The sequence below is a fragment of the Nocardioides hungaricus genome (genome assembly GCF_054782915.1).
In genome coordinates, this window is the sequence record NZ_BAAGRO010000008.1 from 1 (window position 1) to 13,730 (window position 13,730).

The 13,730-nt window shown below is 73.5% G+C and carries 12 protein-coding genes and 1 pseudogene; 8 read left to right on the forward strand and 5 right to left on the reverse strand.

Features of this window, described 5'->3' with window-relative positions; genetic code table 11:
* The first annotated feature begins 118 nt into the window (after positions 1-118).
* Positions 119-1,189 (forward strand): polyprenyl synthetase family protein, encoded by a 1,071-nt coding sequence (locus ACYVKX_RS03350; protein ID WP_460829152.1) that lies wholly within the window; start codon positions 119-121, stop codon positions 1,187-1,189.
* Between the two features lie 117 nt (positions 1,190-1,306).
* Here the strand turns inward: ACYVKX_RS03350 and ACYVKX_RS03355 are convergent, their stop codons facing one another.
* Entirely contained in the window at positions 1,307-1,678 is a 372-nt protein-coding gene (locus tag ACYVKX_RS03355; protein ID WP_460829153.1) for an Rv2175c family DNA-binding protein, read from the reverse strand.
* Between the two features lie 199 nt (positions 1,679-1,877).
* Here ACYVKX_RS03355 and pknB point away from each other — a divergent pair.
* The 4 genes and pseudogenes from pknB to ACYVKX_RS03375 form a co-directional block, all read left to right on the forward strand.
* Positions 1,878-3,386, forward strand: a pseudogene (gene pknB / locus ACYVKX_RS03360) (Stk1 family PASTA domain-containing Ser/Thr kinase); the annotation flags it as partial.
* Complete coding sequence (locus ACYVKX_RS03365; protein WP_460829241.1) at positions 3,378-3,761, forward strand: PASTA domain-containing protein; 384 nt, start codon at positions 3,378-3,380, stop codon at positions 3,759-3,761. The pseudogene pknB and the gene ACYVKX_RS03365, both read left to right, overlap by 9 nt.
* A gap of 34 nt (positions 3,762-3,795) precedes the next feature.
* Positions 3,796-4,659: a deoxyribonuclease IV gene (locus tag ACYVKX_RS03370; RefSeq protein ID WP_460829154.1), complete on the forward strand. Its 864-nt coding sequence runs from the start codon at positions 3,796-3,798 to the stop codon at positions 4,657-4,659.
* Entirely contained in the window at positions 4,656-5,534 is an 879-nt protein-coding gene (locus tag ACYVKX_RS03375; RefSeq protein ID WP_460829155.1) for a DMT family transporter, read from the forward strand. The genes ACYVKX_RS03370 and ACYVKX_RS03375 overlap by 4 nt, the downstream gene beginning before the upstream one ends.
* 9 nt (positions 5,535-5,543) lie before the next feature.
* On the opposite strand, the gene dmpG is transcribed toward ACYVKX_RS03375, so the two are convergent.
* The 3 genes from dmpG to ACYVKX_RS03390 are packed head-to-tail and all read right to left on the reverse strand — an operon-like array spanning position 5,544 to position 8,370.
* Positions 5,544-6,569 (reverse strand): 4-hydroxy-2-oxovalerate aldolase, encoded by a 1,026-nt coding sequence (gene dmpG, locus ACYVKX_RS03380; protein ID WP_460829156.1) that lies wholly within the window; start codon positions 6,567-6,569, stop codon positions 5,544-5,546.
* Complete coding sequence (locus ACYVKX_RS03385; RefSeq protein WP_460829157.1) at positions 6,566-7,510, reverse strand: acetaldehyde dehydrogenase (acetylating); 945 nt, start codon at positions 7,508-7,510, stop codon at positions 6,566-6,568. The genes dmpG and ACYVKX_RS03385 overlap by 4 nt, the downstream gene beginning before the upstream one ends.
* Positions 7,507-8,370, reverse strand: a complete 864-nt coding sequence (locus ACYVKX_RS03390; protein ID WP_460829158.1) for a 2-keto-4-pentenoate hydratase — start codon at positions 8,368-8,370, stop codon at positions 7,507-7,509. The genes ACYVKX_RS03385 and ACYVKX_RS03390 overlap by 4 nt, the downstream gene beginning before the upstream one ends.
* A gap of 69 nt (positions 8,371-8,439) precedes the next feature.
* Between ACYVKX_RS03390 and ACYVKX_RS03395 the strand changes: the two genes are divergently transcribed.
* The 3 genes from ACYVKX_RS03395 to ACYVKX_RS03405 all read left to right on the forward strand — a co-directional run bounded on the left by ACYVKX_RS03395 (position 8,440) and on the right by ACYVKX_RS03405 (position 12,672).
* Complete coding sequence (locus tag ACYVKX_RS03395) at positions 8,440-9,195, forward strand: IclR family transcriptional regulator (RefSeq protein WP_460829159.1); 756 nt, start codon at positions 8,440-8,442, stop codon at positions 9,193-9,195.
* 207 nt (positions 9,196-9,402) lie between these two features.
* Positions 9,403-10,527: a 3-deoxy-7-phosphoheptulonate synthase gene (gene aroF / locus ACYVKX_RS03400; RefSeq protein ID WP_460829160.1), complete on the forward strand. Its 1,125-nt coding sequence runs from the start codon at positions 9,403-9,405 to the stop codon at positions 10,525-10,527.
* Positions 10,528-10,575: 48 nt separating this feature from the next.
* The gene (locus ACYVKX_RS03405) at positions 10,576-12,672 is read left to right on the forward strand and encodes an acyltransferase family protein (RefSeq protein WP_460829161.1); all 2,097 of its coding nucleotides are present in this window, start codon (positions 10,576-10,578) and stop codon (positions 12,670-12,672) included.
* Here the strand turns inward: ACYVKX_RS03405 and ACYVKX_RS03410 are convergent, their stop codons facing one another.
* Complete coding sequence (locus tag ACYVKX_RS03410; RefSeq protein WP_460829162.1) at positions 12,673-13,668, reverse strand: threonine aldolase family protein; 996 nt, start codon at positions 13,666-13,668, stop codon at positions 12,673-12,675. It lies immediately after the preceding gene.
* Between the last annotated feature and the right edge of the window lie 62 nt (positions 13,669-13,730).

Sequence of the window (13,730 nt, forward strand, 5' to 3'; positions counted from 1 at the left end):
ATTTCGCGATCCCACCAGCCACGCCACACGCCGGGCCGCACTGTCCCAAAGATCAGTGCTTCCCTAGGTCCGGGGCCCGCAGGCGGACCGACGGCGTCCACTGGCTAGTCTCGTGGCCGTGGCGAGCGAGACGGAGTGGGACAGCGCGCCCTTCCGCGATCGCGTCCAGACCGTGCTCGACACGTTCGTCGACGAGCAGGCCGCGGGCCTCGCGGCGCTCGGTGACGACGCCCGCCGGCTGGTGCGCGAGGCGCACGCCTCGGTGTCCGGGGGCAAGCGGTTCCGCGCGGCGTTCTGCTACTGGGGCCACCGCGCGGTCGCGGAGCCGGCCGACGAGGACGCGGTGGTCCGGGCCTGCGCCTCGCTCGAGCTGCTGCACGCCAGTGCGCTCGTGCACGACGACTACATGGACGCCTCCGACACCCGCCGCGGCCGACCGGCGACGCACCGGCAGTTTGCCGCGGAGCACCGTGAGGCGGGCTGGCGCGGCGACCCGGAGCAGTACGGCGCCGCGGCGGCCGTCCTCCTCGGTGATCTGCTGCTGGGCTGGTCCGACGAGCTGCTGCGCCGCTGCGGGCTGCCGATCGCCCGGGTCGCGCCGGCGCTGGAGGTGTTCGACCGGTGCCGGTCCGAGGTGATCGCCGGGCAGTTCCTCGATGTGTCCGTGCAGGCGCGCGGCCGCGCCGACGTCGACGCCGCGATGACCGTGCTGCGCTACAAGTCGGCCAAGTACTCCATCGAGCGGCCGCTCCACATCGGCGCCGCCCTGGCCGGCGCCTCCCCCGCGACGATGGACGAGCTGTCCCGCTTCGGGCTGCCGCTCGGCGAGGCCTTCCAGCTCCGCGACGACCTGCTCGGCGTCTTCGGCGATCCGGACGCCACCGGCAAGCCCGCCGGCGACGACCTGATCGAGGGCAAGCGCACCGTGCTGGTCGCGCTCGCGCTCGACGCCGCCTCCCCCGCCGACGCCGCCCGGCTCGACGCCGCCCTCGGCACTCCCCTCTCGCCCGACCAGGTCGAGGACCTCCGCGCGATCATCGACGCCTCCGGCGCCCACGCGCAGGTGGAGGCCGTCATCGAGCAGCTGGCCACCCACGCCGTCGCCGCGCTCGACGAGGCGGCGATCGACGAGCACGCTCGCGGCGTACTGCGCGGTCTGGCGTCGTCGGCCACCCAGCGGGTCGTCTGACGCCGAGTCGGCGCAAGTTGCCCGCTGAGAACCGCCGAGTCGGCGCAAGTTGCCCGGCGGTGCGGGCAAGACGCGCCGACTCGAGCCTCCTACGCGGGCAAGACGCGCCGACTCGGGCTAGAACCCCATCGCCTGGGCGCGGCGCTTGACCTCGGAGCCGCGGTTCTCGCGCAGGGCATCGATGGCGCGGCCCGGGTAGTCGTCGTCGAGGAAGAGCCAGGCGATGCACTCGCGGTCGTCGTACCCCGCGTCGTGCAGCACCGTCAGCAGGCCCGCGAGGCCCTTGACCGGCAGCCCGTCCTGGATGAGCTCGGCCGGGACCTGCTGCCCCGCACCGGGCGCGGGTACGGCGGCGGCCAGCTCGTGGTCGCGGATCATGGTCTTCACCTTGGCGACGGTGACGCCGAGCTGCTCCGCGGCGGCCGCCCAGTCCAGCCACACGGGGACGAGGGTGCTGAGGTCGTGGTCGGCGAGGGGCTGGTGACTCATGCCCACCAGTCTCCCACCCGCCCCTCGCGCCACGCCGGGGGCGGCCAGCACGCCCGGGCGGCCCGGCGTCCGTACGATTGAGGCTCCGGATCCTTCCCCATCCGGCCACAGGAGGGTCGCTGTGACGCCTGACCGGCGCTCGGACCGGCACGCCCAGCAGGGCGCCGCCGGGCCTGTCAACGTGCCCGTGAGCGACCCCATGACCGGGCGGGTGCTGGACAGCCGTTACCGCATCGGACCCCGCATCGCGCGCGGCGGCATGGCCAGTGTGTACGAGGCCACCGACCTCCGCCTCGACCGCACCGTCGCGGTCAAGGTGATGCATCCGGGGCTGGGCGACGACGACGAGTTCGCGGCGCGCTTCGTGCGCGAGGCGCGGGCCGCGGCCCGGCTCTCCCACCCCCACGTGGTCGCGGTCTACGACCAGGGCGACGACCACGGCACCGTGTTCCTCTCGATGGAGCTGATCGACGGCATCACGCTGCGCGACGTGATCCGCAAGGAGGCGCCGATGCCTCCCGCCCGCGCGCTCGCGCTGCTCGAGCCGGTGCTCTCCGCGCTCGCCGCCGCGCACCGCGCCGGCCTGATCCACCGCGACGTGAAGCCCGAGAACGTCCTGATCGCCGATGACGGGAGGATCAAGGTCGCCGACTTCGGCCTGGCCCGCGCGGTCAGCGCCGACACCCAGCACACCGCCACCGGCGGCGTCCTCATCGGCACCGTCTCCTATCTCGCGCCCGAGCTCGTCGTCGACGGCCGCGCCGACGCGCGCGCGGACGTGTACGCCGCCGGCGTGGTGCTCTTCGAGCTGCTGACCGGCGTGAAGCCGCACGAGGGCGAGTCCCCGATCCAGGTCGCCTACAAGCACGTCCACGAGGACGTGCCGGCACCGTCGACGCTCGTGCCCGGCATCCCGGCCTACGTCGACGCGCTGGTCGCCCGGGCCACGGCCCGCGACCGCAGCAGCCGACCCGCGGACGCGGCCGTCCTCCTCCACCAGGTGCACCGGGTCGGCAACGCGCTCGCCGAGGGCGTGGCCGACGACCCCGACCTGACCGCCGACCTGACCCCGCTGATGACCCCATTGACAATCCAGGTGCGGCAGGACCGCGAAGAGACCGCCGAGCGCACGGCGCTGCTGCAGACCGCCGCCCCGCCGCCCGACCGGCCCAAGCAGGCGGCTCCACCGCGGCGCCGCCGCCGCGGGCTGATCGCGACGATCCTCGCGGTGCTGCTGGTCGCCGGCCTCGGCGCCGGCGCCTGGTGGTACCTCGACGGCCGCTACACCTCCACGCCCAGCGTGCTCGGCATGACCAGGGCCGACGCCCAGGCCGAGCTCGAGGGCGCCGGGCTCGAGGTCGAGTGGGGCGAGAGGGCCTACTCCGAGACCGTCCCGGCCGGCCGCGTCGTCTCGACCGACCCCGAGCCCGGCGGCCAGGTGCTCGACGGCGGCACGGTCACGGTCACGCTCTCCCTCGGCAAGGAGCGCTACGACGTACCCAAGCTCAGGGGGATGACCGAGGACGAGGCCCAGGACGCGCTCGCGAAGACCAACCTCGGCTACGGCACCACGACCGAGCAGTGGTCCGACACCGTGCCCGAGGGGCAGGTCATCGCCAGCTCCCCGAAGGCGGGTACGACGCTGCGCCCGGACACCCCGGTCGACCTGGTCGTCAGCAAGGGACCGAGGCCGATCGACCTGAAGGACTGGGTCGGCAGGCCGGTCGACGACGCGATGGCCTGGCTCGACGCCCGCGAGCTGACCGGCACGGTCGTCGGCAGGGAGTTCTCCGACAGCGTCGACGAAGGTGACGTGATCTCGATGGACCCACCGGGAGGCACCACCGTCTACGGCGGTGACGAGATCTCGTTCGTGGTCTCGAAGGGCCCGGAGCTGATCGAGGTCCCGTCGGTGCGCGGCCAGGGCGTCGACGCCGCCACGGCGACGCTCGAGGGGCTGGGCTTCAAGGTCAGGACCGAGGACGCGTCCGGCTCGCTCGGCCTCGGGTTCGTGTGGTCGCAGAGCCCCGGAGGCGGCGAGCTGGCGCCGAAGGGCGCCACGATCACGCTGACCTTGATTTGAGCCTTGATCTGAGCCGCGCCGATAGGTTGGGGCGGTGTCTGAGCAGCGCAACCCGATCGGCACCCATGTCCTGGTCGGCAAGGGCCTCGTCGCCGGCGCGGTCGCGCAGGCGGACCTGCTCGGCTGCGAGGCGTTCCAGGTCTTCGTCGGCAACCCGCGCGGCTGGGCGCTGAGCGAGGGCAAGCCGGCCGAGGACGCGGCGTTCCGGGAGCTGATGGCCGAGCGGGGCACCCGGACGTTCATCCACGCGCCGTACCTGGTGAACCTCGGCTCGCCGACCCCGGCGACCTACGAGCGGTCGGTGGCGTCGGTCGCGCACAACCTCAGGCGGGCGGCGGAGATCGGGGCCGAGGGCGTGGTCGTGCACACGGGTTCGTACGTCGGCGACGTCGACGACTCGCGCGCGATGAGACAGGTCCGCGAGGGGCTGCTCCCCCTCCTGGAGGCGATCGAGGACGACGACGCGCCGTGGCTGCTGCTGGAGCCGACGGCCGGCCAGGGCCGGTCGCTGTGCGCGGGCGTCGAGGACCTCGCGCCGTACCTCGCGGCGCTGGACTTCCACCCCAAGGCCGGCATCTGCCTCGACACCTGCCACGTCTTCGCCGCGGGCGCCCCGCTCGACGAGCCGGGCGGCACGACCGCGACCGTCGACCGGGTCGTCGAGATCGGTGGGCCGGGCCGGCTGCGGCTGGTCCACGCGAACGACTCGATGGACGTGCGCGGCGCGTTCAAGGACCGGCACCAGCGCATCGGCGAGGGACACATCGGCGAGGCGGCGTTCGCGGAGTTGCTCGGCCACCCGGCCACCGAGAGGGTGCCGTTCATCCTCGAGACCCCCGGCTCGCGCAGCGCCGACACCCGCGACATCCCGCTGCTCAAGAGGCTCCGCGGCACATGAAGGCCAAGCTCGCCACCCTCACGCTCCTCGGCATCACCGCGTGCTGGGGCTCGACGTTCTTCCTGATCCGCGACCTGCTCGACCGGGTGCCCGCGGTGGACTTCCTCGCCGTACGGTTCTCGATCGCCGGCGTGCTGCTGCTGGTCGTCGCCCCCAGAGCGGTGCTGCGGCTCTCCCCCACCGCCCGCCGCCAGGCGGCCGTCCTCGGCGGGCTGTACGGCGTCGCGCAGATCCTCCAGACGATGGGCCTCGCGCACACGCCCGCGAGCGTCTCCGGCTTCATCACCGGCATGTACGTCGTCGCGACGCCGCTCTTCGCCGCCGTACTCCTGCGCAACCGGATCACCAGGCTGACCTGGGGCGCCGTGCTGCTCGCCTTCGCCGGCCTCGCGGTGCTGACCCTCGACGGCCTCTCGATCGGGTACGGCGAGGCGCTGACCTTCGTGGCCGCGATGCTCTACGCGCTGCACATCGTCGGGCTCGGCGCCTGGTCGAACGCCCAGGACGCGCTCGGCATGTCCATCCTCCAGGTCGTCATGGTCGCGGTGATCTGCCTGGTCGCCAGCGCGCCCGGCGGCATCGTGCTGCCCGACAACCGCGCCGACTGGCTCTCGGTCCTCTACATGGCGGTCTTCCCGGCGGCGCTCGCCCTGCTCGGCCAGACCTGGGCGCAGGCCCACCTCTCCGCGACCCGCACCGCGATCGTGATGAGCATGGAGCCGGTCTTCGCCGCGTTCTTCGCGGTCCTCCTCGGCGGCGAATCACTGACGACCCGCATGCTCCTCGGCGGGCTGCTGGTGCTGATCGCGATGCTCGTCGTCGAGATCGGGCCGCGCCGCAAGGTCGAGGGCGAGGTCCCGCACATCGCGGTCTGAGCCGCAGGCTCAGGCGCTGACGGAGGCGCGCTCCTCGACCAGGGTGAGGGCGATGTCGATGATCATGTCCTCCTGGCCGCCGACGAGGCGGCGCCGGCCGCACTCGGTGAGGATGTCGCGGACGTCGACGTCGTACCGCGCGGCGGCGGACTCGGCGTGGCGGAGGAAGCTGGAGTAGACGCCGGCGTAGCCGAGGGTGAGGGTCTCGCGGTCGACGCGGACGGGGCGGTCCTGGAGGGGGCGGACGAGGTCGTCGGCGGCGTCCTGGAGGGCGAAGAGGTCGCAGCGGTGCTCGAAGTCGGACAGGTTCGCGACGGCGACGAACGCCTCGATGGGGCAGTTGCCGGCGCCGGCGCCGTGGCCGGCCAGCGAGGCATCGACCCGGTAGACGCCGTTCTCGACGGCGACGACGGAGTTGGCGACCGAGAGCGAGAGGTTCTCGTGGGCATGGATGCCGATCTCGGTGCCGGGGTCCAGGACGTCGCGGTAGGCCCGGACCCGGGCGGCCACGTCGTTCATCGTGAGCCGGCCGCCGGAGTCGGTGACGTAGACGCAGTGCGCGCCGTAGGACTCCATCAGCCTCGCCTGCTGCGCGAGTTCCTCGGGGGGCGCCATGTGGGAGAGCATCAGGAAGCCGGAGACGTCCATGCCGAGCTCGCGGGCGGCGGCGATGTGCTGGGCGGAGATGTCGGCCTCGGTGCAGTGCGTCGCGATCCGGACCGAGCGGACGCCGAGGTCGTAGGCGTGCTCGAGCTCGTGGATCGTGCCGACGCCGGGCAGCAGCAGGGTGGTCAGCCGCGCCCGCTTCAGCACCGAGGCGGCGGCCTCGATCCACTCCCAGTCGGTGTGCGAGCCCGGGCCGTAGTTGACCGAGCCGCCGGCGAGACCGTCGCCGTGCGCGACCTCGATCGCGTCCACGCCGGCGTCGTCGAGCGCGGTGACGATGCGCCGCACGTCCGCGGGGGTGATCCGGTGCCGCACGGCGTGCATGCCGTCGCGCAGCGTGACGTCCTGGACGAAGATCGGAGTGCTCACTGGTTGCCTGCCTTTGCTGCGGCGATGCGCTCGGCGACCTGCAGGCCGGCCGAGGTCATGATGTCGAGGTTGCCGGCGTACGCCGGGAGGTAGTGCGCGGCGCCCTCGACCTCGAGGAACACCGACACCTGGTGCGTGGGACGCGCGCCGCCGTCGGCCAGCAGCGTCTCCACCGGCTGGTCGGCCGGGATCTCGGCGACCTGGACCTGCTGCTTGAGCCGGTACCCGGGGACGTACGCCGCCACGTCGGCCACCATCTTCTCCACCGACGCCCGGATCTCCTCGTGCGTCGCCGGGTCCGGGGCGGAGACCAGGCAGAACACCGTGTCCCGCATGATCAGCGGCGGCTCGGCCGGGTTGAGGATGATGATCGCCTTGCCCGCCCTCGCCCCGCCGACCGTCGAGATCGCGGCCGAGGTGGTCTCGGTGAACTCGTCGATGTTGGCGCGCGTGCCGGGGCCGGCCGACTTCGAGGCGATCGAGGCCACGATCTCGGCGTACTCCACCGGCACCACGCGGCTCACCGCCGCGACGATCGGGATGGTGGCCTGGCCGCCGCAGGTGACCATGTTGAGGTTCGGCGCGTCGAGGTGCTCGTCGAGGTTGACCGCCGGTACGACGTAGGGCCCGATGGCGGCGGGCGTCAGGTCGATCAGCCGCTTGCCGAGCGGGGCGAGCTTCGCGGCGTTCGCCTCGTGGGCCTTCGCCGAGGTCGCGTCGAAGACGATCTCGATGTCGGCGAAGCCGGGCAGCGCGATCAGCCCCTCGACGCCCTCGTGCGTGGTCGGCACCCCGAGACGCCCGGCCCGCGCGAGGCCGTCGGAGCCGGCGTCGATGCCGACCATGGCACCCATCTCGAGGTGCTTGCTGGTGCGCAGCACCTTGACCATCAGGTCCGTGCCGATGTTGCCCGACCCGATGATCGCGACCTTGGTCCTCATGACTGCGTCCCTTCTGTCTGCGTCTGTGTCGGCGTCCCTGCGCTGGTCTCTGCGCTGAAGTTGACGGTCACCGCGCCGAGCCCGGTCAGGCTGGCGGTGACGGTGTCGCCGGCCCGGACCGGGCACATGGGTCCCAGCGCACCGGAGAGGACGACCTGGCCCGCCCGCAGCGGGTCGCCGAGCTCGCGGGCGGCCCGCGCGAGCCAGACGACCGCCTCGATCGGATCGCCGAGGCAGGCCGCGCCGGAGCCGGTCGAGACCTCCTCGCCGTCGATGCGCATGGTCATGGCGACCTCGACCGGCTCGACCTCGTCGAGCCGCCTGCGCAGCGGCCCGAGCACGAACACGCCGGCCGAGGCGTTGTCGGCCACGGTGTCGCCGAAGCTGATGTCCCAGCCCTCGATCCGGCTGCCGCAGATCTCCAGCGCCGCGACGGCGTAGTCGATCGCGGCGCGCACCTGGGCGGCGTCGAGCGGACCCTCGGCCAGATCCTCCTTCAGGACGAAGGCGATCTCGGCCTCGGCCCGCGGCTGGAGCACCGCGTCGACCGCGATGGTGTCGCCGCCGGCGTACTCCATGTCGTCGAAGAGCACACCGAAGTCGGGCTGGGCGACCCCGAGCTGCTGCTGCACGGCCGGGGAGGTGAGGCCGATCTTGCGGCCCACCACGTGCGCGCCGGCCGCGAGCCGGCGCGCGGTGAGCCGGCGCTGCACGGCGTAGGCGGCGACGACGTCCTCGCGGCCGATCAGGTCGCGCACGGGAGGGCACGGCACGCCGGTCTCGTACGCCGTGACGAGCCGCTCGGCGGCGGCGGCGATGTCGGACTGGCTCGCTCGGGCGGGTGCGGAGGCTTCGGGCACGCGGCAACTCTGCCGCTGCCGTGCGCCGCCGGACCAGCGACCGGTCTCGCTCAGCGATACGCTTCCCGCATGGGGGCGGATCTCGACACCGTGCTGGGCAAGGCGGTGACGATCCTGCGCTCGTTCCGTGCCGACGAGCAGACGCTCGCCCTCGCCGAGCTGGTGCGCCGCACCGGGCTGCACAAGGCCACCGTGCACCGGCTCGCCGGCGAGCTGGTCGCCAACCAGCTCCTGGATCGCGTCGAGGGCGGCTACCGGCTCAGCGGCGGGCTCTTCGAGCTGGGCCTGCGGGCCTCGGCCGAGCGGAGCCTCGTCGAGCTCGCGATGCCGTTCCTCCAGGACCTCTACGAGCGCACCCACGAGACCGTGCACCTCGGGGTGCTCGACGGGCACGACGTCGTCTACGTCGCCAAGATCGGCGGGCACCGCCAGGCCAGGTCGCCGTCGCGCACGGGCGGCCGGATGCCGCTGCACTGCACCGCGATCGGCAAGGTGCTGCTCGCCCACGCCGACCCCGGCCTGCGAGCCGAGGTGCTCGCGGGCCCGCTGCCGCGGCGTACGCCGCACACCCTGGTCGCGCCCGGCCTGCTGGCGCGCCAGCTCGAGACCGCTCTGGAGACCGGCGTCGCGTTCGAGCGCGAGGAGTCCACGGTCGGCCTGGTCTGCGTCGCCGCGCCCGTGCTCGACGCGACCGGAGAGTCGGCGACCGCGGCCATCAGCGTCACCGGGCCGGTCGGCCGCCTGCGCCCCGAGTCCCACGCGCACGCGGTCCGGGCCGCGGCCACCGCGGTGTCCACCCTGATGGCGCGCCTGGACCGGGCCTGACCGGCCCGGCCCGCAGGGCCGGACGTGGGATCAGGCACCCCGCTGCCCTTTGGTCCTAGTACCCGCCAAACGCCGGTGCGGAGCGGATCGGACGCCCTACCGTTGCCTCGCTGTCGCACCGGCGACTCGTCCCCACGTCCCACCGGCGCGCAGCACGCAACTCCCGGAGGGTGCTCGTCGTCCTCGTCCGCAGCGCAGCGGCGGACGATGCCGCGGCACCCTCCGTGGCGTCTCGGGGCGTCCGCATGCTGGCGGCGTACGCCGGAGGTGGCGGTCGTCACCTACGGTCTCGGCATGGTCGTGGTCATGTCCCCCGATGCGACGGACGAGGACATCGCCCACGTCGTCGCCCGGGTCGAGAGCGTCGGCGGCGAGGCGTTCGTCTCCAAGGGCGTGGTCCGCACGATCATCGGGCTGGTCGGCGACATCGACTCCTTCCACCACCTCAACCTGCGCACGCTGCGCGGCGTCGCGGACGTGCACCGCATCTCCGATCCGTACAAGCTGGTCAGCCGCCAGCACCACCCCGACCGCTCGACGGTCTGGGTCGGCTCCGGCGACAAGCGCGTGCCGATCGGCCCGGGGACGTTCACGTTCATCGCCGGCCCGTGCGCGGTCGAGTCCGCGGAGCAGACGCTGGAGGCCGCGCACATGGCGCGCTCCGCCGGGGCCACCCTGCTGCGCGGCGGGGCGTTCAAGCCGCGCACCTCGCCGTACGCCTTCCAGGGCCTCGGCGTCGCCGGCCTCGAGATCCTCGCCGACGTCCGCGCCGCGACCGGGCTGCCGATCGTCACCGAGGTGGTCGACGCGCGCGACGTGCCGGTGGTCGCCGAGTACGCCGACATGCTCCAGGTCGGCACCCGCAACATGGCCAACTCCGGCCTGCTCCAGGCGGTCGGCGACTCCGGCCGGCCGGTGCTGCTCAAGCGCGGCATGACCGCGACCGTCGAGGAGTGGCTGATGGCGGCGGAGTACGTCGCCCAGCGCGGCAATCTCGACATCGTGCTGTGCGAGCGCGGCATCCGCACCTTCGAGCCGGCCACCCGCAACACCCTCGACATCTCGGCGGTCCCGGTGGCGCAGGCGGCCAGCCACCTGCCGGTGATCGTGGACCCGTCGCACGCCTCCGGGCGCAAGGACCTGGTCGTGCCGCTCTCGCGCGCCGCGATCGCGGTCGGCGCCGACGGCGTGATCGTCGACGTCCACCCCAACCCGGAGACCGCGCTCTGCGACGGTCCGCAGGCGCTGCTCGGCGCCGAGCTGCGCGACCTGGCCCAGGCCGTGCGCCGGCTGCCGGCGTTGGTGGGGCGCCGCCCGGCCGCCTCGTTCTAGCCGGTCGCTAGGGTGGTGGGGACCGTGTAGTCGCCCGTGAGGATCCGTGTGCCCCCCGACCACCGTCGAGGCTTCCGCGACGACATCCAGGGCATGCGCGCCCTGGCCGTTCTCGGGATCCTCCTCTTCCACGCCGGCCTGGCGCCGTACTCCGGCGGCTTCGTCACCCTCGACGTCTTCTTCGTGCTCTCGGGCTTCCTCATCACGACGCTGCTGCTGCGCGAGGTGGCGCAGAGCGGGACGATCGACCTGGTCGCCTTCTACGTACGCCGCGCGCGCCGGATCCTGCCCGCGGCGACCGTCGCGATCGCCGGCACCGTGCTCGCCGCCTGGCTGTGGCTGCCGCTGATCGACGCCCGGGACACCGCCGTCGACGGCGTCTGGGCGGCGCTGTTCGGCGCGAACGTCCGGTTCGCCCTCGACCAGACCGACTACTTCACCCAGACCGATCCGGCCTCGCCCCTGCAGCACTTCTGGTCGCTCTCGGTCGAGGAGCAGTTCTACCTCGTGATGCCGGCGCTGCTGCTCGTCGCGGTCGTGCTCGCCCGCCGACTGCTCCGCCGCCGCGGCGGCCCCACCGCCGGGATCGTGGTCGCGCTCGGCATCGTGACCGTCGCGAGCTTCGCGTGGTCCGTGCACGCCTCCACCGCGTCGCCGGAGAGTGCCTACTTCTCGACGTTCACGCGGACGTGGGAGTTCGGGGCCGGCGCGCTGTTCGCGGTCGTCGCGCCACGGCTCGCGCGACCGCTGACCCCCCTGGCGCGCAACCTGGTCGTGCTCGGCGGCCTCGGCCTGATCGCGGTCGCCCTGTTCACGGTCAGCTCGTCCGACCCCTACCCCGGCTGGCGCGCGCTCGCTCCCGTGCTCGGGACCTGCGCGGTGCTCCTCGGCGGCACCGACGGGCCGGCGACGTTCATGCAGCGGGTGCTCGGCGTCACGCCGCTGCGGGTGATCGGCGACGCGTCCTACTCCCTCTACCTCTGGCACTGGCCGGTCCTCGTGATCGCCCAGCAGCGCGTCGGCCGCGACCTGCGGCCCGCCGAGCTGGCCGTGGTGCTCGCGGTGACGGCGCTGATGACGTGGGCGTCGTACCGCTTCGTGGAGACGCCGTTCCGGCGGCGCCGGTCTGTCAAGAGGCCGCGCGGGATGCTGTTCTACCCCGCCGCGGTGTCGGTCGCCGTGGCGAGCTGCCTGGCCGTCGTCGCCGTGATCGACCGGCAGCTGGTCGGCGACGACCCGGGCATCTCGGTGTCCGACTACGCCCAGCGCCCCGACGGCTCGAAGCTCTCGAAGGACCCCGCGGTCGCGCTGGTGGAGGCCTCGGTGCGGGCCGCGCTCGAGGGGCGCGGCGTGCCCCGCGAGCTGCGGCCGGCGCTCACCGAGGTCAGGGACGATCGCGCCGACCTCGGCAAGTGCGAGTACGACGACACCCCGAAGCGGCTCTGCCTGCGCGGCGACCCGGAGGGTACGAAGACGCTCGTGCTGATCGGCAACTCGCACGGGCGGCACTGGATCCCGGCGTTGGACAAGATCGCCGAGCAGGCCGGCTGGCGCGCGTACTACCTGGTGAAGTCGCAGTGCAGCGCCGCCCGGGTGGACCTGGTGCTCCCCGGCGACGAGAAGCCGTGGGAGGAGTGCCGGGAGTTCAACGCGTGGGCGCAACAGCAGGTCGAGCAGCTGAAGCCCGACCTCGTCGTCGTGTCGACGACCGGTGCCCCGGGCGTGCTCGTGGACGGCGAGGTCGACCGGAGCGCCGACGGCGTCGCGGCGGAGATGGGCGCCGGCTTCCGCCGGCTCTTCGCCGACCTCGCGCCGCTGACCCGGCGCCTGCTGCTGCTGGCCGACGTGCCGCGACGCGACAACGTGCCGCACCAGTGCCTGAGCCGGCCGGGCGCCGACCTCGGCACGTGCCTGAGCGGCATCCGCGCCCGCGCCACCGCGATCAACGCCGAGGGGGCGCAGGCCGCCCGCGACGCCGGGGTGGAGGTGGTGCCGACCCGGCAGTGGTTCTGTGTCGACGGGCAGTGCCCCGCCGTGATCGGGGACTACGTCCCGATGCGCGACGAGGGACACGTCACCACGGCGTACGCCCGCTCGCTGGCCGGGCCGCTGGGCCGGGCACTCGGGCTGCTGCCGAAGCGCTGATCAGGCCAGGCCGCTCAGGACCGCCGCGGCCTGCTCGGCGTCGGCGGTCGTGACGTCGAGGTGCGTGACCAGGCGTACGGCGGTCGGGCCGACCGTGCCGATCACGACCCCCTCCTCCCGGGCGCGGGCGACGAACTCGGCCGCGTCGGTGCGGTGCACCACCACGATGTTGGTGTCGACCGTCGCGGGGTCCACGTCGCAGGCCTCCGCCAGCAGCCGCGCGTGCGCGTGGTCCTCGGCGAGCCGCTCGACGTGGTGGTCGAGCGCGTGCAGGCCGGCCGCGGCCAGGATGCCGACCTGGCGCATGCCGCCGCCCATCCGCTTGCGCCACACCCGTGCCTCCGCGATCGCGTCGGCGCCGCCGACCATGAGGGAGCCGACCGGCGCACCGAGCCCCTTGGACAGGCAGACGCTCAGCACGTCGGCGATTGCGCCGTACTCGCGCAGCGGCGTGCCGGTCGCGACGTGCGCGTTCCAGATCCGCGCGCCGTCGAGATGCACCCCGACCCCCGCGCCGGTGGCGTACTCGCGCAGGTCGCGCAGGTCCTGGAGCGGCAGCACCGCTCCCCCGGCGAAGTTGTGGGTGTTCTCGACCGAGATCGCCGCGGTCGGCACGAAGAACGGCCCCATGTCGGGCGCGAAGATCTGCTCGATCGTGCGCAGATCGACCTGGCCGCGCGGGTGGATCCAGGTCCGCATGGTCAGGCCGGTGTAGGCGCCGTGCGCCCCGAGCTCGGCCCGGGCGATGTGCGCGCTGGCCTCGCAGAGCACCTCCTGCCCCGGCCGGACGAGCGAGCGTACGGCGAGCACGTTGGCCATCGACCCGGTCGGCATGAACAGCGCCGCCTCGTGCCCGAACGTCGCCGCCACCCGCTCCTCCAGCCGCGCGACGGTCGGGTCTTCGCCGTACACGTCGTCCCCGACCTCCGCGGAGGCCATCGCGGCCCGCATCGCCTCGGTCGGCGTGGTCAGGGTGTCGCTGCGCAGGTCGATCACGGCGCCATCCTGTCAGGGTGCGGCTGGTGGTCTACCGCTCGGTGTCGTGAGGCTTGCGGCGG

Coding starts and splice junctions, on each gene's coding strand:
- ACYVKX_RS03355 (WP_460829153.1), bottom strand. CDS start 1,678: ATGAGTCACCAGCCCCTCGCCGACCACGACCTCAGCACCCTCGTCCCC.
- ACYVKX_RS03375 (WP_460829155.1), top strand. CDS start 4,656: ATGAAGGCCAAGCTCGCCACCCTCACGCTCCTCGGCATCACCGCGTGC.
- aroF (WP_460829160.1), top strand. CDS start 9,403: ATGCCGCGGCACCCTCCGTGGCGTCTCGGGGCGTCCGCATGCTGGCGG.
- ACYVKX_RS03395 (WP_460829159.1), top strand. CDS start 8,440: ATGGGGGCGGATCTCGACACCGTGCTGGGCAAGGCGGTGACGATCCTG.
- ACYVKX_RS03385 (WP_460829157.1), bottom strand. CDS start 7,510: ATGAGGACCAAGGTCGCGATCATCGGGTCGGGCAACATCGGCACGGAC.